Annotated in this window: 18 protein-coding genes and 2 pseudogenes; 19 read left to right on the top strand and 1 reads right to left on the bottom strand. The window is 45.3% G+C overall.

The annotated features are described in order from the left end of the window. Positions 1–112: 112 nt before the first annotated feature. The 10 genes and pseudogenes from ABHC48_RS18500 to ABHC48_RS18545 form a co-directional block, all read left to right on the top strand. Positions 113–361: a hypothetical protein gene (locus tag ABHC48_RS18500; protein WP_173767974.1), complete on the top strand. Its 249-nt coding sequence runs from the start codon at positions 113–115 to the stop codon at positions 359–361. 46 nt (positions 362–407) lie between these two features. Continuing rightward, on the top strand, positions 408–815 hold the full coding sequence (locus ABHC48_RS18505; RefSeq protein ID WP_195700345.1) for a mannose-1-phosphate guanylyltransferase: 408 nt from the start codon (positions 408–410) through the stop codon (positions 813–815). A 136-nt stretch (positions 816–951) separates the two neighbouring features. Beyond that, positions 952–1902 carry a helix-turn-helix domain-containing protein gene (locus tag ABHC48_RS18510; RefSeq protein ID WP_195700346.1) on the top strand — a complete coding sequence of 317 codons (951 nt, stop codon included), beginning with the start codon at positions 952–954 and terminating at the stop codon, positions 1900–1902. Between the two features lie 471 nt (positions 1903–2373). Continuing rightward, on the top strand, positions 2374–3879 hold the full coding sequence (locus tag ABHC48_RS18515; RefSeq protein ID WP_195700347.1) for a hypothetical protein: 1506 nt from the start codon (positions 2374–2376) through the stop codon (positions 3877–3879). Between the two features lie 62 nt (positions 3880–3941). Next, a complete protein-coding gene (locus ABHC48_RS18520) occupies positions 3942–5687 on the top strand; it encodes an ABC transporter substrate-binding protein (RefSeq protein WP_195700348.1) in 1746 nt (581 codons plus the stop codon). 192 nt (positions 5688–5879) lie between these two features. After that, positions 5880–6776 carry an ABC transporter permease subunit gene (locus ABHC48_RS18525; RefSeq protein ID WP_195700349.1) on the top strand — a complete coding sequence of 299 codons (897 nt, stop codon included), beginning with the start codon at positions 5880–5882 and terminating at the stop codon, positions 6774–6776. Next, positions 6761–8203: an ATP-binding cassette domain-containing protein gene (locus ABHC48_RS18530; RefSeq protein WP_195700350.1), complete on the top strand. Its 1443-nt coding sequence runs from the start codon at positions 6761–6763 to the stop codon at positions 8201–8203. Before ABHC48_RS18525 ends, ABHC48_RS18530 begins: the two co-directional genes overlap by 16 nt. A gap of 100 nt (positions 8204–8303) precedes the next feature. Then, entirely contained in the window at positions 8304–12338 is a 4035-nt protein-coding gene (locus ABHC48_RS18535; RefSeq protein WP_195700351.1) for an acyl-CoA dehydratase activase, read from the top strand. 142 nt (positions 12339–12480) lie between these two features. Continuing rightward, a complete protein-coding gene (locus ABHC48_RS18540) occupies positions 12481–12810 on the top strand; it encodes a cupin domain-containing protein (RefSeq protein WP_195700352.1) in 330 nt (109 codons plus the stop codon). Between the two features lie 59 nt (positions 12811–12869). Continuing rightward, a pseudogene (locus ABHC48_RS18545) lies at positions 12870–13025 on the top strand (DNA-binding response regulator); the annotation flags it as partial. 205 nt (positions 13026–13230) lie between these two features. Here ABHC48_RS18545 and ABHC48_RS18550 read toward each other — a convergent pair. Then, a complete protein-coding gene (locus tag ABHC48_RS18550) occupies positions 13231–14196 on the bottom strand; it encodes an AraC family transcriptional regulator (RefSeq protein ID WP_195700353.1) in 966 nt (321 codons plus the stop codon). A 225-nt stretch (positions 14197–14421) separates the two neighbouring features. On the opposite strand from ABHC48_RS18550, the gene ABHC48_RS18555 reads away from it, so the two are divergent. The 9 genes and pseudogenes from ABHC48_RS18555 (at position 14422) to ABHC48_RS18595 (ending at position 25068) form a co-directional block, all read left to right on the top strand. Continuing rightward, entirely contained in the window at positions 14422–15003 is a 582-nt protein-coding gene (locus ABHC48_RS18555; RefSeq protein WP_044930260.1) for an MptD family putative ECF transporter S component, read from the top strand. Continuing rightward, positions 15003–15740, top strand: coding sequence for an energy-coupling factor transporter transmembrane component T (locus ABHC48_RS18560; protein ID WP_173772297.1), 738 nt, complete (start codon positions 15003–15005; stop codon positions 15738–15740). The genes ABHC48_RS18555 and ABHC48_RS18560 overlap by 1 nt, the downstream gene beginning before the upstream one ends. 5 nt (positions 15741–15745) lie before the next feature. Further along, positions 15746–17260: an energy-coupling factor ABC transporter ATP-binding protein gene (locus ABHC48_RS18565; RefSeq protein WP_187564904.1), complete on the top strand. Its 1515-nt coding sequence runs from the start codon at positions 15746–15748 to the stop codon at positions 17258–17260. Beyond that, a pseudogene (locus ABHC48_RS18570) lies at positions 17257–18810 on the top strand (ABC transporter ATP-binding protein); the annotation flags it as partial. The gene ABHC48_RS18565 and the pseudogene ABHC48_RS18570, both read left to right, overlap by 4 nt. Positions 18811–19172: 362 nt before the next feature. Further along, the gene (locus tag ABHC48_RS18575; RefSeq protein ID WP_334285735.1) at positions 19173–19787 is read left to right on the top strand and encodes a TetR/AcrR family transcriptional regulator; all 615 of its coding nucleotides are present in this window, start codon (positions 19173–19175) and stop codon (positions 19785–19787) included. Between the two features lie 110 nt (positions 19788–19897). Continuing rightward, on the top strand, positions 19898–21670 hold the full coding sequence (locus ABHC48_RS18580) for an ABC transporter ATP-binding protein (protein ID WP_195700355.1): 1773 nt from the start codon (positions 19898–19900) through the stop codon (positions 21668–21670). 1 nt (position 21671) lies between these two features. Beyond that, positions 21672–23405 carry an ABC transporter ATP-binding protein gene (locus tag ABHC48_RS18585; protein WP_195700356.1) on the top strand — a complete coding sequence of 578 codons (1734 nt, stop codon included), beginning with the start codon at positions 21672–21674 and terminating at the stop codon, positions 23403–23405. Positions 23406–23421: 16 nt separating this feature from the next. Further along, the gene (locus ABHC48_RS18590; RefSeq protein WP_195700357.1) at positions 23422–24237 is read left to right on the top strand and encodes a class I SAM-dependent methyltransferase; all 816 of its coding nucleotides are present in this window, start codon (positions 23422–23424) and stop codon (positions 24235–24237) included. A gap of 24 nt (positions 24238–24261) precedes the next feature. Then, positions 24262–25068, top strand: a complete 807-nt coding sequence (locus ABHC48_RS18595; RefSeq protein ID WP_148462642.1) for a class I SAM-dependent methyltransferase — start codon at positions 24262–24264, stop codon at positions 25066–25068. The last annotated feature ends 266 nt before the right edge of the window (positions 25069–25334 follow it).

The raw sequence follows: 25334 nt of genomic DNA on the forward strand, positions 1-25334 counted from the left end.
ACTATAAACCCGCAGTAACACGAATATATTTCGTATTTACAGAAGCACTGGAAGAAAATGGTATTCTGACTCAGAAATAATAAAAAACAGGACAGCAAAGGAGAACAAGCCTATGTCAACATTAACAATCATTATATCACTCATTATTTTAGCAGTTTACATTTTCTTACTGGTTGCAAAGCAAAATAATAAAAGTAATCCAAAAACAAATGGAATGCTGATGGTTGTACAGGGAGCTTTATGGACTGTGATCGCAGTAAGCAACTGGGCTGAGAATACGGTTGTAAACCGGAGTGGTTACATTATAGTAATTGTTTTATCGTTTATCTGTGGAATCCGGGAGCTTATTAAGCAGCAGTAAAAAATGAGAATGGCTAAAACTGTTCCTTTAGGTGGAGATGTTAAAAATGATTCATGATTTAATGTACATTGAACTTAAAACGGGATATTCAGATGATGGTCCGGCATGGATCGGATATGTGAAAACTTCAAAGAGTAAGAAAACAATCTATTTTAATAACCATGCCTTTCAAAAATATAATGGCAATTATTCCAATTATATAGATATTGAGAATGGCGACGAATATTGGATTTCTGGGTTGAAGAAGAAAGAGAGTAATCGTTATTGGGATGGGCATGGAAAAATCATGATTGACCGCAGAGCTGTTAAGGAATATCTTTCTCTGATTGGAGAAAAAGCGCTACCGTTAAATTTATTTGAAGTGACTGATATTGAAGATAAATTCCCGATTGAAAGGGTAAACCGGATGTTGAACCCAAAGATTACAAATATTGATAATTTTCAATGTCCATAAAGCAACTTTTGATGTTGAAAGTATCTTTGAATATCGTAGACATACAATGTCTGATTGAAAATTCGTGGATTCTCATTTTATGTCGTGGTAATTTTGTTACATATTGGTAAACTGTAAGTGGAAGAGAGGTAGAGACATGGACACAAAAAAGATCGGAGCTTTTTTAAAGCAATGTCGTAAGGAAAAAAATCTGACACAAGAGCAGCTTGCTGAGAAATTCAGAGTGTCTGCAAGAACAGTTTCCAGATGGGAAACAGGAACAAATATGCCAGATCTTAGCATACTTGTTGAGCTTGCTGAATATTACGATGTTGAAATGAGAGAACTCCTGGATGGAGAAAGGAGCCAGGCTATGAATAAAGAGATGAGAGAAACTTTGGACAAAGTTGCAATGTATGAAGAATGGACAAAACGAAAAGCACTACAGGCTGGAAATCTTGCCTTTGCATCAATGTTTGTGATTGGTGTAATGGCAATTATTATTCAAATGTTATTGACAATAAATATTCGTTTTATTTTAGGAGAGACAGTAAGTGTTTTAGCCGGAGGAATCCTGTATGCAGCTATTATGATATACAATGGAATATGGGATAAATGTTTGTCCCAAAATACTACTGTATGGAGGGATTTTCTTACCAGCGTATTATGTTCAGGAATTTTTGCTTTCCTCTATGGCGTATGCTTGTTAAGAATGGGGGCTACAGAAACACAGATAACACGATTAGCTTTTGAATTTTGGATTGGTATTACTATTGTCGCATTTATTATTCTTAGAATTCTGACATTTATCAATCGGAAAAAGAAACAAAATCCAACAAATACTCAAAATATAAAAGAAATTTCACCATTATCTAAGATGGAATATATCAAGATTTACAATGCACAAAATATAATAGAAACGGAACAACTCATGGAAATGTTAAGCCAAAATGGAATAATGGCTTTTTCACAGGAGGCAAGTGCGAATGTTGCGATGCATGGGGCACCTGGCTTTGGAATATATGGAATGGATATATTCGTAAAAACTGATGATGCAGAAAATGCAGTAGAGCTGATTAAGGAGATTCGAAATCAAGAAAAGCAGTAGAAAATTGGTATTCTTGATAAAAAAATTGGATTCAGATGACAAAAGGAGAATGGCTAAAGCTGTTCTCTTTTTTTGCTGTCAGGCAGAAAGAAGTGTGCATGATGAGCTATACATTCTTACAAACATCTCTTAATGATAGGAACTAAAAAATGCAGCTTTTGGCACTTTTTAACAGGGAAAAGTTAACATATGTTAATTCAAAAAAAGTTGCACAAAAAGTATTGCTTTATTTTTGAGGGGAGGCTAAAATACCGATAGTTAGAGAATGCTAACAAGTAATGGCATAGTGGATATGCCTTTTTTACATCCCATTAGTTAGATGCAACTGAATTATATTTGAAGTCGGTAACAAAAGGTATATTAGGTGAACCGCAAGGATGGGAAAGTATATTACAGGGAGAACCTGTTAATATAAAAGGCATTGCCGCAAATAACATTATAGCCAGAAAAGAGAAAGAGGAGGAAAAGAAAATGCTGAATTCAAAGATGAAACGCAGTATGGCGTGGATCATGTCGGCAGCTGTGATCATGTCAGCAGCACCAGTATCAGCGGCAGATTTCACAGCTGAGGCAGATGTGGAAGTGACCGCAGAGGCAGCAGACGCAGGAGCAGAGGAAAATACAGATGCACCAGAGGCAGAAGCAGAAGAAGACGGAGGCTTCGGTTCTGGGGAGATGATCTCTGAGGAAAATACAGCCGAGGCTGGAAGCGACGAGACCGGACTGACAGATGAGGAAAATGCCGGGGATGAGAGCGCAGACTTCATGGACGGATTCTCAGATGGAAGTGCGGAAGAAGAGAGCTCTGATATTTCGGATGAATTTACAGATGAAGGAATGTCTACGGAAGAACTGGTTCAGGCATTTGCAGAAGCTGGAACGGAAGATCCTGCACCTTGGAGTAGTGTTGATTCTCTTCCAGCAAGAACTTATGAAAATGTAACAGCCAATTTATATGTACCAGGTGCACAGAATAAAATTTTAGGAGTAAATGCTTACCTTAATAATCCTGCTGATCCGACAGGAATGAGTGGAGTTTTTGGAACACCTACCGAACCAATGTATAACGAAGCTTCCATGGTGGTAAATGAAAATGGAAAAATCACCTTAACAATTGAACTGAAAAATCAGGTGTTTGAGCTTTTACAGGTTAAAGATGGAAAAAATATTCATGTCAAAGAAGTTGAAAGAAGTGATACCTGGGCATATGATAATGTCGATAAGGTTGACATGGGTGATGGTACTTTTAAAGGACGAATTACAAAAATTGTTTTTGAATTAGATGATTTTAGCGGCTTGTACACACTTGGTGATTGCGTAGAATTTGGAATTATATTATATGATGAACAAAATCCAGATAAAGATGTCAAATGGTATGTACCGTTAAATCTTGCAGTAGATTTTGAAGAACAGAAACCAGACGTAAATATTTCAAATAAAGCTTTTTTTAATGATGATGCAAGAGTGGGAATCGCTGCCCGTGGACGCGACATGGATAAAGTGGTTGCAGATATTCATGAAGTGACATCTGGTGAAGAATTTGATAAAGTTGACACATTTATGAAGGAAAATTGTGCAGAACAGCCTAATTATAAACTGTATTATTTTTCTCTTAATAGAACCGATGGAAAAGATATTTCTGAATCAAAATTAAAATACAGTTTCTTTAAAAGTGTATTTCACGAAATAAATAACAATTCTGCACAGGTTTATCAGTGGCAGGGGAATTCTCTAAGCGAAATGAAAAATGAGGGGAATACCACAAGAGAATACTGGAATGGACAAGATGGGGATATCTGGGAAGCGGTAACAATATATGAAGGCTTGAAATTTGGATATGTAATAATCTGTGACAAAAATTCAAATGTAAAATGTCAGAGGACTTTCACAGATGAATCAACAGGGATATCCGCAATATATCATGGATTTAATAACAGCGATATATGTAATATATCTGGGAATGACTCCATGCCATGAGAATTAGAGGTGCAAAAGCATTCTCAGATAGAAACAACAATTACTTGCAAAGGAGAACAAACGTGAAAAAACAATTCATCCCCCTTCTGGCAGCCCTGTGCCTTAGCGTAGCTGACATATCTGTTCCGGTCCTTGCTGCGGATACAAGCGAATACATCCCCTCCGGCATTGAATACTCCGGAAGCCAGGATGCTTGCGATGTAAACGTAGGCTTAATTATGGGACCGCCGTCCATGGGAATGGGCTGGTTCATCAATGAAGCAAAAGAAGGTAACACCTATAACAACTTAAACTTCGAGGTAGGTGGTGTAGATTATACCGCCCTCGCCTCCAAGTTCAATACCGGTGATTATGATATTATCCACTGCCCGTCAAACGTAGGAGCCATCCTTTATAACAACGAGGACTTAAAGGAAGATGCCGTTGTCATTGACATTGGAAACCTTGGACTTCTCTATGTGATGACTACCGATCCTTCTGTAAAGTCCATGCAGGATCTCCAGGGCAGGAACGTGTACTCCATCGGAGAAGGCGGACCGCCGGAATACACCATGGGCTACCTTCTGGAGCAGGAAGGACTTGACAACGTGAACATGTCCTTTAAGTCCACTCCGTTTGAAGTATTAAATCTTCTCCAGGACGAGGAAAACAGCATTGCCCTACTTCCACAGCCATTTGTGGAAGTAGCAAAGCTTCTGGTTCCTGGTATTTATACTCCGATTGACATTACAGAGGAATGGAACAGTCTGAACCTGGAAAGCGGTGCAAAGTCTGTTACCACCATTACCATTGTGAGAAAATCTTTCTTAGAGGAACACGAAGAGGCAGTTGTAGAGTACCTGAACATGTGCAAGAAATCCGTAGACTACTGCCTGGAAAATCCAAAAGAAGCAGCAGACTGGACCGATGAGTTTGAGACCTTCTTAAATGGGGAAGTGGCAGAGGCTGCGGTACCTTATGTAAATATGTGTGCCATTACAGGTCAGGAAATGAAAGACAAGTTATCCGGATTTTTACAGATCATGTATGACTACAATCCGGATGCAGTAGGCGGTGCAATGCCAGGGGATGACTTCTACTACATTCCGCCGGAAGGCTCCATGATTGAGAGTACCGTGGATTCCGAAGCAGTAAAAGAAGAAGCAAAAGCAGACAGCGAGACTGCCACAGATAATTCTCAGACAGACAGTGATACAGAAGAAACTGTAGAACTGATCCCGGCAGAAGAAGGAATCTATACCGTATCTGCGAACATCTGGTTCAAGAAAGAAGATTCCGGTCTTCCGATGAATCCGCATATTACCAGTGATATTTTCCCACCGAAGGATCCGGTGGTAGATAACGCCACTTTAAGCATAGACAGTGACCTTCACGCTACAGTAGAGATACCGATCCTTATTAAGAGCCGTATTATGAATATCAAAGAGATCGAAGGTCTTAACATTGTGGATTCCACAAGAAATGACGACGGTTATCTGACCAGCATTACCGTAGACCTTGGAACCATCGAATACCAGAACGAAGTCATTACACAGACCTGTAACATTTCCCTGGATATGGGAGACCTTGCCATGACCATCTCCGGTTTTGACAAGGAACAGCAGTGGCCAGCTACCTTCCAGGTAAATGGCTTCGAGAAGACTGGTGTCCAGACCGCAGATGCAAGAGGGGAATCCTCTGATATTGACGATGCAAGCATTGATGCAGCTACCGCTATGGCATTTGGAACCAGCAGCGATAGCAATACCAACGGCAGCGAAACCAGCGATAGTGAAAACAGCGACAGTGACGCATCCGATGGTAAATAACAAAGCCTCCTTTTTTCTAATTTTCTAACCAATAGGCATCTGCCGGGCACCCGCCCGGCGGTATGCCACTTAAAACCTGAAGCAGTACCAGAGCGTGCTCCAAAAGCATTCCTACGATCTGCACGCCCCAGCCAGGAGCTGTCTGGCAGTGCTTTGGGTTTTACACAAAATATAAAACTAGGAGAAGTGTATATGGAAGAAATGATGAAGCTGATGAAAGGAAAGAAGCGCACCAGAAAAGAAAAAATCCGCATGGCGCTGATCGTTCTCTTTTGGCTGATCCTGTGGGAGATTGCAGACCGACTGATTGATAACCGGATCATCCTAGTTGGACCAACACATATACTGATCGCACTGGCAGACCAGATGGGGCAGAGTGATTTCTGGATCACCTGTGGGGCATCCTTTTTAAGAATCGCAGTAGGATTTATCTTATCTTTCATCGGCGGTTTTGTACTGGCTCTTGTCTGTTATAAGTATAAGATCATCCGGGACTTTTTAGAACCGATCATGATTATGTTAAAGACCGTGCCGATGATTTCTTTTGTCATCATGCTGCTAATCTGGGTAGGAAACCAGGCACTTACCATTTACCTGTCTTTCCTGATCGTTCTGCCGATCATCTACACCAATACCCTTCAGGGACTGGAAAATGTAGACGTGCAGCTTCTGGAGATGGCGAAGGTATTCCACCTGGCACCCTGGAAAAAGTTCATTTATATCTACCGTCCGGCATTTATGCCCTTTGTCATGTCCGCCAGCAAGCTGGCGCTTGGCATGAGCTGGAAATCCGGTATCATGGCAGAGGTTATCGGTACCCCGAAGCCCTCCATCGGAAGGGAAATGTATGCAGCGAAAACCTATCTGGAGACATCCAAACTGTTTGCCTGGACGATCGTAGTGGTTGTCCTTAGTGTTGTTTTTGAAGTCTTTTTCATGTGGATCTTAAAGAGGCTCAGTGCCCCGATGGGCTGGCTGGTGTCCGGAAGAGATGACGGTGACGACGATTTTGACGACGATGAGGATGACGGGGAATGGCCTGACGAAAATGCAAAAGAAGAGGTGGAACAGGCGTGTCACTTGAAATAACAAATTTATGCAAATCATTTGGAGATAAGAAAGTTCTGCATAACTTAAATATGCGCCTTGAAGACGGCGGGATCTATTGTCTTATGGGACCTTCCGGTATGGGAAAGACCACACTTCTTCGGATCATTATGAACCTGGAGACGAAAGATTCCGGAAGTATCCGTTGGATCAGCCAGGATGGAAGCGAACAGGAGATGAACCCGGAGGCGGAAATTTCCGCAATGTTTCAGGAGGACAGGCTGCTCCCCTTTTTAAATGCCATTGAAAATGTAAATATGATGTATGAGAAGAAGCCTTCTGTCAGGGAAATCAGCAGTGACCTTTCCCTGATCCTTCCAAAGAAATGTCTGCGCCAGCCGACGAGCGAGTTATCCGGCGGTATGAAGCGCCGTGTATCCCTTGCCCGCACTATGCACTTCCAGGGAAAAATGATCATCTTAGATGAGCCATTCACTGGACTGGATATGAAGACAAGAAAAAATGTAATCGAATATGTGTTGAAAAACAGAAGGGGCAGGATCCTTCTGGTGGCTACCCACGGAGAGGAAGATGCAGAGCTGCTTGGCGGTAAGATTATCCGTCTGGAGGGATGCCAGGATGTAAAGGCGCTTCAGGTGGAAGCCGCACAGAAACAGATCCAACGTGAAGAAATCCTCCTTCAGGCAGAGAACATGGTAAAACAGATGGACAGCACGCAGCTGAAAAGGCTTGTCCAGATGATGAAAAAAATGCAGGAAAACACCCTGGAGGCAAATGAGCAGGAAGCATTGGTCAGTCAGCTTATGGGGAAAGGAAAAGTCCCGGTCATGGCAGATATTCCACGGGAAGAGTGGAGCAGGGCGCTGCGCCAGCTTTCCGGAAAAAGCAGAAGCTATGAGGCTGGGGAGATCCTTTGGAATGTGGGAGATGTGATTACGGATTTCCCAGTGATCTTAAAAGGCTGTGTGGATGCCTATATGGTAAATGACAAAGGGCAGGAATCAGAGATCAGCAGGTTTACGGCTGGGAACTGTTTCGGGGAAATGCTTCCTGTGAGGAAAATCCCAAGCCCGGTGCTGGTAAAGGCGCTGGAACCAACAGAAGTTATTTATCTATCAAAAGAGTGCTTAAAGAGTACGGAGTATGACAGTGAGAATGCGCTGCGCAATCTTTTGCTCTGGGGGATTATTGACAGCATGGCGGATAAGCTCGAAATTGTAACCGATAAGCTGGATCTGATGGCAAAGCCCATTGAAGCCAAGATCCTTGCCTACCTGGAAAAGATGCCGGAGGATGAAGCGGGCTGCCGTGTTATGGACCGTTCCCAGACAGAGCTTGCGGATTACTTCCAGATCTCCAGACAGTCTCTGTCCAGGGAACTGGCTGCCATGGAGACAAAAGGGCAGATTTTGAAGGTGGGCGTGAAGAACATTAAAGTTTTGAAATAATACCAGGATAGCGAAAATCAGGGCAAATCAATATAGAAGATACTTCATTTTCGCTGTATCAGAAATATAACCAAATAAGAGGAAAGCAGGAAAAATAAAAATGCAGAGTTTTGGTATTGATCTGGGGGCGTCCACCATCAAGGTGGTGCGCCTTCAGGAAGATAAAATTGTATATAAAAAAATAGAAAAGCATTTCGGAAAGATCCTCCCTACCTTAAAAGGAATGCTGGAAGATGCCTGTCCAGATGAAGAAGAATGGATGGCAGTCGGTGTTACGGGAAGCAATGCCCGTGTACTGACGGAGGAAGAGCCTGCTGTTTATTACCTGGGGGATATTCCGGCGGTAACAGAAGGCGTGAAATTCCTGGTACCGGAAGCTGGCAGCGTGATCGAGATCGGAAGCCAGGGAGCCAGATTCATTACGAATTTACAGGAGAAGGCACCGGACTTTGCAGTGAATGAACACTGTGCTGGCGGTACTGGTTCTTTCTTCGAGGACCAGATGTCACGTCTTGGAATGCAGATGGAAGAGTATTCAGATGTGGTGCGCCAGGCACGTTCCATCCCAAGGCTGTCCGGCAGGTGTGCGGTATTTGCCAAGACGGATATTATCCACAGACAGCAGGAGGGTGTCACAACACCGGATATACTCCTGGGACTGTGCTACGCCATGATTCGCAATTATAAAGCGACTATTGTAAAAAATCTTCCGGTGAAAAAGCCAGTTGTCTTCACTGGCGGCGTAACCGAGAACGCCGGAATGGGAGAGGCAATCCGCAAGGTTTTCGGGCTTCAGGACGAAGAACTTGTGATCCCGGAACTGGCACTTTTTTCTGGTGCCGTAGGTGTGGCAGTACATGCGTACCAGAAAGCCTGTGAAGAATTTGGAAAAGGAAAAAATGCGTCCCTTTCTGATCTTACAAAAGAACGGATTGAAAAGGATACGTTCCTTCAGGATATTTTTATAAACCGGAAAACCCTGGAGGAGGTAATGAAAATTGGGGAGCAGAAGTTAAGCGCCCACCGTTCTTCTCTTCCAAAACTGGTGTTAAAGCCAGGTACCGATTTATCCGAGCCTGAGGCAACCGGACAGATCCCGAAAGATGGCTGTGCCCTTGGTATTGATATTGGCTCCACCAGTACGGATCTTGTTATCATGGACCAGCGGGGAAACATCATTGATTTCCAGTATCTGCGTACTGCCGGTAATCCGGAAAGGGCAGTACGCTCCGGTCTGGCAGCAATTAAAGAAAAATATGGAGAAATCCACTTTACCGCAGTAGGAATTACTGGCTCCGGTCGTAAGCGTCTGGGAGACATGATGGGGGCTGATGCCATTAAGGACGAGATCACGGCACAGGCAAAGGCGGCAGCATTCGTGGATCCTAAAGTAGATACGGTCTTTGAGATTGGTGGACAGGATTCCAAATACATTTCTATTAAAGATAAAGAAGTTTGTGACTTCATGATGAATAAGATCTGTGCAGCTGGTACTGGTTCTTTCGTGGAAGAACAGGCAGCTCGTATGGATATCCCCATTGCAGACTTTGGTCCGCTGGCACTGACTTCTGATAACCCGGCGGAGCTGGGCGAGCGCTGTACGGTCTTTATTGAAACTGCCATCACATCAGCAGAAAGCTCCGGGGCAAGCCAGGCTGACATTGCAGCTGGTCTCTGCCATGCCATTGTGAAGAACTATCTGCATAAAGTAGTGGGAACCAAGAAGGTGGGAGACCACATCGTACTCCAGGGCGGCGTAGACTATAATCCTGGTATTGTGGCTGCTTTCCAGAGTGCTTATGGGGACAAGGTTACTGTATCCCCTGTATTCTCCATCAGTGGTGCCTACGGTGCCGCAATCCTGGCTTATGAATCCATGGGAATTACCGTGGGTGAGACCTACATGAACCAGGAGCCAGCGAAAGAAAGTACCTTCCTTGGCTTTGATTTCCCAGCTACGGAACGCAACCGTGAGGAAGTATCTGAGGAAATCCGTAAGAACAAACTCTTATATAAGATGGCAGGACAGTTTTCCGTCAGAGGATATGATGCCACTATTGATCCGAATAAGAAGACCATCGGGGTTCCCCTTGTCCTGGTTATGTTTAAGTTCTTTACCCTGGCAAATGAGTTTTTCCGGGACTTGGGCTACAATGTAGTGCTGTCCCATACCAGCAACGAAGAGACGGTGCAGCTTTCCCAACAGTATGCACAAGGAGAGACTTGTTACCCGGTAAAACTGGTATATGGACACATGATGGATCTGGCCAAGCAGAAGGTGGATTATATTTTTCTCCCCAATATCCACACCATCAAGCACCCACACGCCCATGCAGCTCACAACTATGCCTGCCCTTATATGCAGACAGCAGCCCGCTCCATTTACGATTCCCTTCATCTGAAGGGGCAGGGCATTGAACTCATCAGCCCGGTATTTGATCTGGACCTTGGGGCAACGGCTATGGCAAAGGCCATGATCGGCGTAGGACAGAGCCTGGGATTTAGTAAGCCGAGATGCATGAAAGCCATGATAAAGGGTGGAATTGCCGTACAGAAGAACATGGCAGGTACCGAGAAACTGGGTGCTGAGATCATGGCAGACTTAAAGCCAGAGGATAAGGTGCTGGTTATCATCACCCGAAACTATGGCTACGCAGATCCAATCCTGAATATGGGTATCCCGAACATCCTGTTGTCCAAAGGCTACAAGGTTATGACACTTGGCTTCATTCCGGGCATGTCTTTGGATGTATCCAAGGATTATCCGAATATGTACTGGCCTTTCGGTGACCACCTGTTATCCGGTGCGAAGATCGTGGCTCACCATCCGAACCTGTATGCCGTTTACCTTACCAACCACGGATGCGGTCCTGATACCCTTGTAAACCATATGTTCCGTGAAGAGATGGGGGATAAGCCGTACCTTCATATCGAGGTGGATGAGCAGTATTCGGCAGTCGGTATTATTACCCGTATTGAGGCGTTCCTTAACAGTATCTCCCACAGACCGCCAGCCCAGATGCCAAAAGATTTTAACATCCTGGATGTGAAGATGAAGCCAGCCAATATTAAGTTCAAGCCGGATAAGGACAAGACACTTGTACTGCCGGATCTTGGTTACCACACTTGGTACTTGGAAAACTATTTTGAACAGTGCGGCTATAAAAAGAGAAAAACACTGCCAGACTATTCCCGTGAAGTATTGATGAAGGGACGTGCAGAGACCAACTCCAAGGAATATCTGCCGTTCCCAGTGATGTTAGGTCAGATTTTGACCTTGTTGGAAGAGACACCGAAAGAAGAGCAGAAGGATTTACAGTTCTTGATCCCATTTAACGAGGGTGCAGATGCAGATGGACAGTATGCAAGAGCCGTCCGGACGGTACTGGACCGCAAGGGATATGAGCATGTGGACATTATCGCACCGATCCTGGAGACACTTCCAGTGACCGCAGATGATCCGGAGCTTCTGATGAAGGCTCTGGTTTGCGGCGACATCCTTTACAGTGCCGATCCGCATATGCGGGATCAGTGTTACCGCTCTCTGCTTCCAGATGGCAGCCTCCATGAGTGGAAAGACCTGCGCCGCTGGGCGAAGGAGATCGGAGAAGAAAGTACCTCAGCCAAATCACTGGGATTAGTTGGAACCTCTGCCAGCCTGACCAGCTTAAATGAGGGAATCCTGGAGCAGCTGGAGTATGAAGGAATCCTGTGCCGCCGGGCACCGCTGTCTGAGATGATGCTGTTTCTGTGGAAAGAAGCCTCTGGCAATAAAAATGCGACAGAGTTTTTCCAGAAATGGGAAAAACAGCTGTTGGCAATCCATGAGCGCCTGGGAGATAGAAGCAGCTTCAGCCAAGACCTAAGTGGGCTTCAAAAACGTGCCGATGAGTATCTGTCAGACTACTCTGGTGCCAATGGACGATACCGTTATGCAAAAGCACTGGAACTGGGTGAGAACTGCAGCGGTATCCTGATGATGGCACCACGCTATGAAAACACTGCTATGGTGCTGAATATGAGAGGAATCCACGACCACTGCCAGGCACCAGTTTATGACCTGTCCCTGGATGGGGACTTCGACGAGGCAGGATGGGAGAAACTTAGATCCTTCTTGTATTATTGTGAAGTATAACAGGCACATTATGCTTAGTACAGCGAATATTAAGTAGCCACTATGTTGATTAGTTTGACTTTTCATATACTGCGTCAATATAACAGATACTTAATTTTCACTGTACTGGGTACAATATAAATTAAAAAAGGAGACATAAAAAATGACAGGAATTAAGAACATCAACAAAGCAGAAGTCATGGCTTTAAAAGATCAGGTAGAATACCAGGACGGACAGGTAGTCAGCAAAACACTGGCGCAGAACGAACACGTAAGTGTTACTCTGTTTTCTTTTGACAAAGGCGAAGAGATCAGCACCCATGAATCCGGCGGGGATGCCTTCGTGACCTGTCTGGATGGTGTAGGAAAAGTAACTATTGATGGCGAGGAATATATCCTAAAAGAAGGCGACTCCATCGTCATGCCAGCAAAACATCCCCATGCGGTATATGGACAGGAACAGTTCAAGATGCTGCTGCTAGTAATTTTCTAAGGCTGGCAGTAAAAGAAACTTACTTTCGTTTCATTTTATAAGAGACAAGGTCATTTAGGACGCATTATAGTTACATTGTTAATTTTGGAAAAGTAGAAGGGTTAGAAAAAGGCGTACTACGGTTGAAATGCGGAATAGAACTGAATGTTTCAAGAGCAAAGAAAGAAGAGTTTACCGAGGCACTGTTTGAATATCTGAGGGAAAGGAATGGTTGATCTGATGAGTTTGCTAAGTGATGCTTAGTACAAGAATGTGAAGAAAATGGAGAGAAGGTTTTAAAAGAACTCTCTGTAGAGGAAATCTATAATTATTACGAACAAGCAAATATCAAAGAGAAGGAGTGGATCAAACAATTAGTTTTTGAATGCCAAATTGTGAATGTGAAATGAGTAAAGCCGAGAGTATTAATCTATCTCGGCTTTAGTATTTTTCCAAATTTTTGAATCGTCGATATTCTAAGGGTGATAATCCAAGCTGTTTTTTAAATACAGCTGCAAATTTCCCTTGATTAGAATAGCCGACCTGTTCGGATATTTCGGCAATCGGACGCTTTGTGTCCGAAAGAAGCCTTGCGGCTTCGTTCATACGGATTTCCCGCAGCCAGGTGGATATATTCTGTCCATATACGCCTCTAAAATAATTTTTCAGGCTGGTTTCACTGACCGAAAAGCGTTCTGCAATCTGCCGTACAGGAATGTGCTGGCAAAGATCATCTGAGAGAATTTGCGCTGCCCTTTTTGCAATTTCAACCTGCGTTTCCGTGTAGAAGCCGCAGGTTTTCGGAGGCCGGATTTCCATGTTAAAAAGCCGGTGGAGAAGTTCAAGCGTATAGATTTGCAAATGGAAGGCAGAGGGCTTTTCAGATAGCCGCCAGAGTTTTTGAAATATATTTTCCAGCTCACTGTCCGCTCCGTTGATATATGTCTTATGGTTGCCACAATAATTTTCTTCCAGCGTAGGGAGGTCAAGTGAAAAAGATTTCAAAAGTTCACCGCAGGACTGTAAAAGAAGTGGCAGGTCAAAGTATATTTTTATGCCCTGATATTGCCGTGTGGGAAAGATATATTCTTTCTGTGCGGTCTGTTCACTGACACAAAAATCATTTTCCTTCAGGTAAATGTAGGAGCCGTCATCCAGAAGCAATTCACTTCTGCCCGAAACGCAATAGTTAATCAGCAAAGGCTTTAGATTTGAATTTTCATCCGACTCCGGCCATACGGGAGCGTTTACAAAAATAAAAGCCAAAGTCAGCCCCGGAAAGAGCGTATGGAATCTCATGCGTCCCTTGCCATCTGCCCGATCCAAAAGCAATGTGCTGCTATTTGGACTGTTTTTCAAGGTCACACCAGAAACAGCATCGCTGTTTTCTAAAATGTTGCATATCATGTTACGCAACTGCTTCGCCCCTTTCATCATGCAAAATCGCTGATATTATTATACCTGCGAGAAAACTCCCGGTCAATGGATATTCTGGCAGAGCGAAAAAACTCCTTGCTATACGGGCTTAAAATACCGATATGTGCATAGAAGCACAGCTGATTGTATGCTATCATTAGGGTTAGTTAGCAAGAACTAACAAAGACGAAAGTAATCATGTTAGGAGGTTTCGCAATGAACAACAAATTGCAAGGAAAGGACTTAATCAACATCGGTATTTTTACGGCGATTTACTTTATCGTCATTTTCGCAGCGGCGTCTATCGGTTTTATCCCGATCTTTATTCCGCTTATCAGCGTGATCGTGCCGCTTGTGGGCGGTATTCCGATGATGTTGTTCTTCTCCAAAATCAAAAAATTCGGTATGCTTACCATCTGCGGAGTGCTGCTGGGTATCATTATGCTGCTGACCGGCATGGGCTGGTGGTGCATCCCTACCGGGCTGATCTTCGGGCTGATTTCCGATTTTATGATGAAAGCCTGTGACTACAAAAATGCCAAGCGCGAAGTGCTGATCCACGGCGTTTTTTCCATGTGGGTAATCGGCGCCTTTATTCCCATCGTTGTGACGCGTGACGCTTACTACCAGAACCTGCTCCCCGGCTACGGTCAGGAATATGCCGATACGCTCATGGCTTATATGCCCGACTGGATTTTGCCGGTACTGCTTATTGCTGCTTTCGTCAGCGGTCTTGTCGGCGGCCTGATCGGACGGAAGATTTTCAAAAAGCACTTTGAGCGGGCGGGAATTGTGTAATGAGCCGCGAACTTCTTGCAAGTCAAAAAAACAATAGCGGAATTTTATTAGACCCCCGGACAAAACTGGCGGTACTGATTACCATAGCTGTCTTTATTTTAGGCGGTTCGTATGAAGGCATCATGCAGTATTACATCATCGTGTTGGCGGCGATCCCGCTGTTACTTTTGTCAGCGGCCAGAAAATGGAAAGGCGCTGTTTTCTATATCCTGATTTTTGGAGGCAGTCTGTGCCTGGAAATGTTCGGTCTGTCACGACTGGCTGGCGTAGCAAACTACATTGCAGTAGCCATTGTTGGCATTCTGCTGAGGTTCACCCCCAGCGTGGTCATGGGATATTTTGTGGTAACGACAACCACGGTCAGCGAATTTGTTGCGGCGATGGAACGGCTCCACCTGCCGCAGCAGATCACCATTCCTATGTCTGTGATGTTTCGCTTCTTTCCCACGGTTGCGGAAGAATGGAGCGCTATTGGGGACGCCATGCGGATGCGTGGCGTCCGCTTTGGTGGTGGAAAAGTCGGTGCGATTTTAGAGTATCGGATTGTCCCCATGATGATCTGCTCCGTCAAAATCGGAGAGGAACTGTCCCAGGCAGCCCTTACGCGGGGATTGGGAGGCCCGGTAAAACGGACGAATATCTGTAAGCTGGGTTTTCATGTGCAGGATGTTATTTTCCTGCTGATCTGTCTGGGAGCATTTGCAGCGCAAATCTATGTGCTTTCCGCAAGGGGGTGAAGGAAATGATCGAATGTCAAGATGTGTCCTTTTCTTATCCTGCCAGTACCCTTCCCGACAGTGAGAGGCAGGCCGGTGGCGCTTTGAAACATATTTCCTGCACTATTGAGGACGGTTCTTTTGTCCTGCTCTGCGGGACTTCCGGCTGTGGGAAAACAACCATGACCCGGTTGTTTAACGGCTTGATCCCCCATTATCATGAGGGGACTTATACCGGCTCCGTCTATCTGGATGGAAAGGATACCCGTGACCTGTCACTGTTTGATATTTCTCTGAAAGTCGGTTCTGTATTTCAAAATCCGCGTTCTCAGTTTTTCAATGTAGACACGACCAGCGAACTGGCTTTCGGCCCAGAGAATCACGGCATAGCGGAAGATCTTGTGCGTGACCGTGTAAAGCGTGTAGCTGCACAGCTAAAGTTGGAGCCGCTGCTTGATAGAAGCATTTTTTCTTTGTCCGGCGGTGAAAAGCAAAAAATCGCCTGCGGATCGGCAGCGGCAATTGACCCGGATATTTATGTGCTTGATGAGCCATCATCCAACCTTGACGCATACGCTATCGCTGATTTCCGACAGCTACTCTTTACTTTGAAATCGCAGGGAAAGACCATCATCATCTCTGAACATCGGCTGTATTATCTGTCCGGCCTCTTTGACCGTGTCCTGTACCTAAAAGATGGAGAAATCGAAGGTGATTATACAGCAGAGAAATTTTGCGGCCTGTCGGCAAGACAGCGCGATGATATGGGATTGCGCCCTCTTGATCTTGCGGGGCTTTCAGAAGTTGAAGGCACGCCGCAGAGAATGAATGAGGCGGTTTGGACGATAAAGAATGTGTCCTTTGCCTATAAGCATGAGCCGGAAACCTTGCATATAACGGAAACCTCTTTCCCATTCGGCAGCGCCACGGCCATCATCGGACATAATGGTGCGGGAAAATCCACCTTTGCCCGGTGCCTCTGCGGGTTGGAAAAGCACTTCAAAGGAACGGTGCAGGATCAGAGCAAGAACTATTCCAGAAAAGAACGATTGAAACTCTGTTATATGGTCATGCAGGATGTAAACCACCAGCTCTTTACCGAAAGTCTTCTGGATGAAATTCTGCTCAGTATGAGAACCGAGAATAAGCAAAGGGCAAGAGAAATCTTAAAGGAGATGGACTTGCTTTCCTTTGAGGACTGCCACCCGATGGGACTGTCCGGCGGTCAAAAGCAGCGCGTGGCGGTTGCCTCTGCGATTGCTTCGGAGCGCCCTCTGATTTTATTTGATGAACCGACCAGTGGCCTTGACCTGTTTCACATGAGGCAGGTTGCCAATGTTGTCAATCAGGTGGCAAATGCCGGAAGAACCGCGCTTGTGGTAACGCATGACCCGGAATTTATTCTACGCTGTTGCAATTATGTCCTTCACTTAGAAAATGGGCAAATTCTGGAAAGTTATTCCATAGAGAACGGCGATGGCCGAAACCGGCTGCTAAAGTTTTTCCTGAATGATATGGAGAAGGAGGTGTCCACAGAATGAAGGAGGAAAAGAAGGAGTCACCCATAGGCGTCTTATGGGGATGGGGCAAACCCTATCACGGGAAATTCAATGGCAGTATTATCCTTGCGGTATTAGGCGTTGCCTGCCAGATGGTGCCCTATTTCTGCGTGGCGCATATTGTCACAATGATGTTGTCTGGGGAACAGAATTATTCCCGCTATGTGACCGCTGGTATTATTGCACTGTGCGGATACTTTGGGAAGGTGCTGTTTTCCTGTCTTTCTACAACGATTTCCCACACAGCGACCTATTACACGCTGCGCGATCTGCGGGAAAATATCACCGCAAAGCTGGCCCGCGTCCCGATGGGGACGATTTTAGATACTCCGTCCGGCCAGTATAAAACAACGATTGTTGACCGGGTAGAAGGTATGGAGCCAACCTTCGCACACCTGATCCCGGAAATGACGGCAAATGTGCTGGTACCGCTTGTTATCGCCGTGTACCTGTTCCTTTTGGACTGGCGCATGGCGCTTCTGTCACTTGTTACGCTGGTGGTGGGCCTTGCTGTCATGTCTGCCGGCATGAAGAATTATCCCGTCAAATGGGAAGGCGCGGTTAAGGCAGGCAAGCAAATGGCAAATGTCATTGTAGAGTACATTGGTGGGATTGAGGTAGTCAAAGCGTTTAGTCAATCCGCCGGTTCCTACAAAAAATATTCTGACGCAGTAAACTATAACGCCAACTACTATGTGGACTGGATGAGAGAAAACCAAAAAACCATGAGCGCCTACAACGCCATTTTGCCATCGGTGTTGATTTGTGTGCTGCCCTGCGGCTTCGCGTTCTGGATCTCCGGCAGCCTGGAACTTTCCACCTTCCTGTCCATTGTGATTTTCTCTCTGGGCCTTGTTGGGCCGATTATTGCGGCCTTTACCTTTACGGACGATTTGGCTGTACTGAGGACAAATGTGGAAGAAATCAGCCAGCTTCTGAACGCCGAAGAACTGAGCCATAAAGAAACGCCGATCAAGCTGGAAGATACCGGCATTTCTCTTAGGTCTGTGTCGTTTTCCTATAACGGGACAACAGAGGTTTTGCATGATGTGAATCTCGCCATCCACCCCGGAACCATGACCGCCCTTGTAGGGCCGTCCGGCTCCGGCAAGTCTACGGTGGCGAAGCTGATTGCCGGGTATTGGGATGTTACATCCGGCAGCATTACCCTCGGCGGCCATGAGCTGAAGGATATGCCGCTGTCTGAAATTGCAGACCAGATTTCCTATGTATCTCAGGACAACTACCTGTTTAACCGCAGTATCCGGGAGAATATCCGCATGGGAAGACCCAGTGCCACGGACGCAGAGGTGGAGCAGGCAGCCAAACAAAGCGGCTGCGACGCCTTTATCCGCAAGCTGGATAATGGCTATGATACGGTTGTCGGCAGCGCCGGTTCCCATCTTTCCGGCGGTGAACGCCAGCGGATTGCCATCGCCCGCGCCATGCTGAAAAATGCGCCGGTTGTCATTTTGGACGAGGCAACTAGCAGCGTTGACCCGGAGAATGAGGACGAATTGCAGCGAGCTATCGAGGAACTGACTCATGATAAGACCAGCACTCATGAAATCGCCAGGTATCTGAAGATTACCGAAAAGGCAGTTTACAGGTGCATGGACAGGCTGAAAGAAAAAGTGAAGAAGATCTTCGAGTAATTCATGATAATCACAAAGCAGGGTGTGATAACAAACTCCACCCTGCTTATCATTTTAGTTAGAAAAAATAAAACTTTTGTCAAAACCAGTATTTAAAAATTTTATCAGTAATAAAGTGCAGAATGATGTTTGGATTGCTGTTTTTATGCAACTATTTCTTGTTGCTCTTGACAAAATCTTTTTTAAAGATTAAAATTATAACAGTGTTATATAGCACTGTTATATAGGAGGTGTGCAAAATAAACGGAAATGGAACGACTTTAGAAAATATCCATCGGGCAGCGAAAGCAGAATTTTTAGAAAAAGGATATAAAGACGCTTCCCTGCGGAATATTGTGAAATCCGTGGGAATGACTACCGGAGCCTTTTACGGATATTACAAAAGCAAAAAAGAACTTTTTGAAGCCATCGTTGGTGAGCATTACGAATATATTCTCAAACGTTTTATAAAGGCACAGCAGGAGTTCGCCGAACTACCAGCTGCCCAGCAGACGGAAGTCATGAGTGACATTTCGGGGCTTTGTATGTACGATATGCTCCATTATGCGTACGAACATTTAGAGGAATGTAAACTGATCCTCTGCTGTTCGGAAGGAACAAAATTTGCCGGGCTAATTGATGAAATGGTGGAGATTGAAGTGGAAGGGACTCATGCCTATCAGGAGGTTTTAAGGAAGCTTGGAAGGCCCTCTCCCCATATTGATCCTTCGCTGGAGCATATTCTGATCACCGGAATGTTTCATACCTTTTTTGAATTGATCATCCACGAAATGCCGCTCAAAGATGCCGAAAACTACGTCAGAGAAATGCGCGCCTTTTATACAGCAGGATGGATGAAAATTATGGGGCAGTAATGCCTTATAATTTTTGCTTGGTAGTTAGCTAAAACTAATCTAAATTCGGATATTGTAAGAACATAGACGTGTTCTCTTTATCATAAACACAAAGAAAAGGAGGAATTTTTTTGAAAAAGCAATCCAATTTATCACGCCTGCTGAAAATTGCAGGCAGCCATAAGTACCTGACCTATGCTTCCTGGGTGCTTTCTGCGATCAGTGCCCTGATTGCTCTGGTGCCATTCTATTACATCTGGAAAATGATCAAGGAAGTATTGGAGGTGGCACCGAATTTTGACCAGGCACAGAACCTGACCGGTAATGGCTGGATGGCAGTATTGTTTGCGGTTATAGCGGTGCTTGTCTACATAGCAGGGCTGATGTGTTCCCATTTGGGAGCATTTCGTATTGCCACAAACCTGCGTATCCAGACCATGGAGCATATTGTTAAGTTGCCTCTTGGGTTTGCCGAGAGTTTTGGCAGCGGAAAACTGCGCAAGATTGTCAACGAATCCAGCGCAGCCACCGAAACCTATCTCGCCCATCAGCTTCCCGACAGAGCCAATGCCATTGCAACCCCCTGCGGTCTTTTGGTGCTGTTGTTCGTGTTTGACTGGAGACTGGGACTATTGAGTCTTGTTCCGGTTGTGCTGGGGTTTCTGATCATGATGGCAATGACCGGAAAGCAGATGCAGGAAAAGATGAAAGAATACCAGAATGCGCTGGATGATATGTCCAATGAAGCGGTAGAGTATGTCCGTGGGATTCCGGTGGTAAAAACCTTTGGCCAGACCATCTTTTCCTTTAAGAAGTTTAAAGACTCCATTGACCGGTATAAAGTATGGGTGATTGCTTATACCAGGCAGCTTCGGACACCGATGATGTTCTATACAGCTGCGATCAACGGCGTTTTTGCCACACTGATTGCCGGAGGACTGTTGCTTACGCAAGACGGTGTGACTTCCGGTTTCTTACTGGATCTTATTTTCTATATCATCATTACACCGGTTATTTCTGTCACACTGACACGCATTATGTTCCAAAGTGAAAACGCCATGATCGTAGACGACGCTTTACAGAGAATTGACAGCGTTTTGCATTTGAAGCCTCTGGAGGAAACGAAACATTCAAAGCATCCTCAAAACGCTTCCGTGGAACTGAAATCGGTTCATTTCAGCTATGATGGAGAAAAAGAAGTATTAAAAGATATTTCACTGACCATTCCTGCAGGACAGACGGTAGCTTTTGTAGGTCCATCCGGCGGTGGAAAAACAACCCTTGCCAACCTGATTTCCCGATTCTTTGATCCCCAGAGCGGAATGGTAAAAATCGGTGGTGTTAATGTGAAAGACATCCCGAAAGAGGAACTCATGAACACGGTGTCTTTCGTATTTCAGAACAGCCGTCTGATCAAGGCATCTATTCTGGAAAATGTGCGTATGGGAAAACCGGAAGCTACCCGTGAGGAAGTTCTGACTGCCCTTCATCACGCGCAATGCGATGATATTCTGGAAAAACTCCCACAGGGTGTGGATACGGTCATCGGTACAAAGGGTGTCTATCTTTCCGGCGGCGAGCAGCAACGAATTGCCATTGCCCGTGTGATGCTGAAAAATGCTCCGATTATCATTCTGGATGAAGCCACTGCCTTTGCTGACCCGGATAACGAAAGCCGCGTACAGGCTGCTTTCTCAAGACTTTCCGAGGGTAAGACAGTGATTATGATTGCCCACAGGCTTTCTACCGTAACAAATGTGGATCAGATCTTTGTCATTTGCGACGGACGGGTTGCCGAGTGCGGAAACAGTCGCGAATTGCTTGCAAAAGACGGTATATTCAGCCGTATGTGGAAAAATTACCAGACTTCCGTGCAATGGAAGGTAACAAAGGAGGTGCAGTGATATGATCAAAAAACTGCAGAAAAAATATGCCCTGTCTGAACAGGGAGCAAAAGACCTGATCAAAGGCTGCCTGGCCTGTGTCCTTCAGAATCTGTCTTTTATGTTTCCGGTGGGACTTTTATATTACCTGGTCAGCGATCTGATGAACGGGGGTGTTCCCGGCGGGAAAATTCCATTTTATGTGGCAGGCTGCGTGGTGTGTATCGGCCTGATACTGCTGACCACTTTCTTTCAATACAATGCCACCTATTTTGCCACTTACAAAGAAAGCGGCATCCGCCGCATTACCCTGGCAGAGCATCTGCGCAAAATCCCCCTTTCCTTTTTCGGGAAAAAGGATTTAGCCGATCTTACCAGTACCATTATGGCGGATTGCACCTTCCTGGAGCAGAGTTTTTCGCATTTTATCCCTGAGCTTGCGGGTTCGATCATTTCTACAGTTCTGATTTCCATTGGTCTGCTCTTTACGGACTGGAGAATGGCACTGGCTGCCTTATGGGTTCTGCCGGTTGCCTTTGCGATTGTGGGATTTTCCGCAAAGATTCAGGAAAATCTGAATCAGAAAGCCATGGATGTAAAGATGGCCTGCGCAGACGGGATACAGGAGTGCATTGAAACGGTTCGTGACCTGAAAGCGAACAATGCGGAGCAGGCATATTTAAAAGGTCTGGAAAAGAAGATCCGTGCCGTGGAGCATCGTTCCATCCTCAATGAATTCGGCCTTGCTGTTTTTGTGGTTTCCGCATCGCTGGTGCTGAAGCTTGGTATTGCAACGGTTGCGCTGGTGGGAGCTGTTTTGCTCATGCAAGGAAGCCTCTCCGTGCTTACATTCTTTATGTTCCTTCTGGTAGTATCCCGTTTATATGACCCTCTGCAGGGCGCACTCCAGAATCTTGCGGCAGTCATCAGTACACGAACCAACATTGCCCGTATGAATGAAATTCTCGATCATCCCATCCAGCAGGGCAACGACAGGCTTTCCAATCAGGGGTATGATATTGTCTTTGACCATGTTGGGTTTGCCTACAATACCGGAGAAACCGTATTGAAAGATGTTTCCTTTACGGCAAAACAGGGAGAGGTTACGGCTTTGGTCGGCCCATCTGGCGGCGGAAAAACAACCGTATCCCGGCTGGCAGCAAGGTTCTGGGATATTAACAGAGGAAAGATTACCGTGGGAGGCATGGATGTATCCCGAATTGATCCGGAAACACTGCTTTCTCTGTATTCCATCGTATTCCAGGATGTTACACTGTTTGACAATACGATTCTGGAAAATATCCGAATCGGAAACAAAGACGCCACAGATGAACAGGTCATTGCGGCTGCGAAACTTGCCAATGTGGATGAATTTGCCAAAAAACTGCCGGATGGATGGCATACCAATATCGGAGAAAATGGCTGTGAACTATCCGGCGGAGAGCGCCAGCGTATCTCTATTGCCCGTGCATTTCTGAAAAATGCGCCGATCATTCTTTTGGATGAAGCGACTGCTTCCCTGGATGTGGAAAATGAAACTCTGATACAGACAGCCCTTTCCCGTCTGATCGCAGATAAAACCGTTCTGGTTATCGCCCACAGAATGCGTACCGTAGCCGGAGCGGATAAGATCGTTGTCCTTTCTGATGGCACCGTGGCAGAAGAAGGATCACCAAAGGATCTGGAAGAAAAGAATGGTGTATATGCCCATATGGTAAAACTGCAGACAGAAAGCCAGAATTGGAAACTTGGGTAAAGAAGGAGGAAATGTAATGAACAAGAACCATTGTAAGCAGGAAAATATCCGACTTGGTACCCACGGAGAAGACTATGGAAGCTGGATGTCCAACCCTGTCTTTTACATCATTGGCGGAATCGGAGTTTTGACCGCTGTGCTGGCTGTCCTCTCTTTTTATGTATTACATGTCGCTGTTCTTGGTGTTCTGTTTACTGTTATCATAATCGCACTTTTGGTTTTGCTGATCTGGATCACATGGATCAGGCGGCAGTATGCCTTTGGCGGTGGCGGAATCATGGAACAGGTTCATCGAGTCGTTCTTTCTCATCTGGACTATGACGGCGAGGGGAAGATTCTGGAAGTAGGCTGCGGCTCCGGAGCATTGACAATCCGTTCAGCTCTGACATGGCCGAAAGCAAAAGTGATCGGTGTTGATTACTGGGGCGCTGTGTACAATTACAGCAAAGCACTCTGCGAGAAGAATGCTGCCAGTGAGGGCGTGGCTTCCCGCTGTGTATTTCAGCACGGTGATGCGAAGCAGCTGGATTTTCCTGATGAGAGTTTTGATGTAGTCATCAGCAACTATGTCTATCACAATGTTATGGGTGCTGATATGCAGAAACTGCTGCTGGAAAGCCTGCGGGTATTGAAAAAAGGCGGCGTCTTTGCACTTAACGATGATATGAAACAAAAGATGTACGGTGACATGGAAGGTTTTGCGCAGAAACTGCGGGATATGGGGTATGAGGAAGTACGACTTGTTGATACCGCACAGGAAGCTTTTGGCGCCCACCGTCGGGCTGCCATGATGATGCTGGGGTCTTCCCGGCTGCTTGTCGGCAGAAAGTAATGTATCAAAACAGGAGGTTTGGCTATGTCCAAGTTAGGAGTCGTGGAGGATACCCTGTTTGTCCCTATGCTGGGAAGAATTTATGCTAGTGAGCATTGCTCGCAAATTTTATATGATAAAAAGGCATTGGAATTGAAAAATAGGCTGCCGTTAGACTTGATTGAACAGAATATGCAGAACCAGTATACGCTTTTGGCCTCTGCTTCCCGGTCTGCTAATATGGATCGGATTATTCGGTCTTTTCTGGAACGCAGACCGGACGGTGTGATTGTCCAACTGGGCTGTGGTCTGGAGACAACCTATCACCGATGTGATAACGGGAAGACACACTGGTATGCCGTGGATCTGCCTCATGTAATCGAATACCGGCGGGGACTTCTTCCCGAACCAGAGAGGGAATTATATATTTCCGGGGATGCCTTTGCAAAGGATTGGATCAAAAAAGTTCGCAATGATGTACTTGATGCTCCTATTCTCGTTACTGCAGGCGGGTTATTTCATTATTTTGAGGAACATAAGGTCATTGCCCTTCTGCGTATGATTGGGCAATTTGGAAATATGGAAGTTGTTTTTGATACGGTGAACAAAAGAGGAATGACCATGATGAAGAAAAAATATATGAAACAGGTCGGCCATGCCGATGCACAAATGTTCTTTTATGTGGATTCAGCGGAAGAACTGGCAGCAAAGATCGGGGGTAATGTGAAGGTGATTGCGGAGGAACCATACTATCGTTACATCCCTAAAAATGGCTTAAAGCTATCCACAAAGGTCAGTATGACAGTTTCTGATCAATTCAAGATGGTAAAGATGATACATCTAAAACTATAGTGGATTGGTCACTTCCCTGACTGGTATGAATCAAGATAACTGTGGTGTGTCCGAATTTTTTGCCCATTGCTTTGCAATGAGTTTGCTATACAAACTGTTAAGGAAACAATCGGAGTTGGTGTAAACGAAAAAGCAGCCTTGAGTTCTGATAAAAACTGCCCTTTCGTTTACATCAATTTCGATTTTACTTTGGTGAACAAAGTCGCGTCCCTTTAGCCGATAGCTATGGGGATTCAATCGTTGCTCTTTTCCTTAAGTTTATCATA

The organism is Ruminococcus sp. 1001136sp1, from assembly GCF_039841815.1.
Classification (GTDB): domain Bacteria; phylum Bacillota; class Clostridia; order Lachnospirales; family Lachnospiraceae; genus Blautia_A; species Blautia_A faecis.

Coding starts and splice junctions, on each gene's coding strand:
- ABHC48_RS18525 (WP_195700349.1), top strand. CDS start 5,880: ATGGAAGAAATGATGAAGCTGATGAAAGGAAAGAAGCGCACCAGAAAA.
- ABHC48_RS18565 (WP_187564904.1), top strand. CDS start 15,746: ATGATCGAATGTCAAGATGTGTCCTTTTCTTATCCTGCCAGTACCCTT.
- ABHC48_RS18500 (WP_173767974.1), top strand. CDS start 113: ATGTCAACATTAACAATCATTATATCACTCATTATTTTAGCAGTTTAC.
- ABHC48_RS18590 (WP_195700357.1), top strand. CDS start 23,422: ATGAACAAGAACCATTGTAAGCAGGAAAATATCCGACTTGGTACCCAC.
- ABHC48_RS18540 (WP_195700352.1), top strand. CDS start 12,481: ATGACAGGAATTAAGAACATCAACAAAGCAGAAGTCATGGCTTTAAAA.
- ABHC48_RS18555 (WP_044930260.1), top strand. CDS start 14,422: ATGAACAACAAATTGCAAGGAAAGGACTTAATCAACATCGGTATTTTT.
- ABHC48_RS18550 (WP_195700353.1), bottom strand. CDS start 14,196: ATGATATGCAACATTTTAGAAAACAGCGATGCTGTTTCTGGTGTGACC.
- ABHC48_RS18595 (WP_148462642.1), top strand. CDS start 24,262: ATGTCCAAGTTAGGAGTCGTGGAGGATACCCTGTTTGTCCCTATGCTG.
- ABHC48_RS18505 (WP_195700345.1), top strand. CDS start 408: ATGATTCATGATTTAATGTACATTGAACTTAAAACGGGATATTCAGAT.
- ABHC48_RS18560 (WP_173772297.1), top strand. CDS start 15,003: ATGAGCCGCGAACTTCTTGCAAGTCAAAAAAACAATAGCGGAATTTTA.
- ABHC48_RS18535 (WP_195700351.1), top strand. CDS start 8,304: ATGCAGAGTTTTGGTATTGATCTGGGGGCGTCCACCATCAAGGTGGTG.
- ABHC48_RS18515 (WP_195700347.1), top strand. CDS start 2,374: ATGCTGAATTCAAAGATGAAACGCAGTATGGCGTGGATCATGTCGGCA.
- ABHC48_RS18510 (WP_195700346.1), top strand. CDS start 952: ATGGACACAAAAAAGATCGGAGCTTTTTTAAAGCAATGTCGTAAGGAA.
- ABHC48_RS18585 (WP_195700356.1), top strand. CDS start 21,672: ATGATCAAAAAACTGCAGAAAAAATATGCCCTGTCTGAACAGGGAGCA.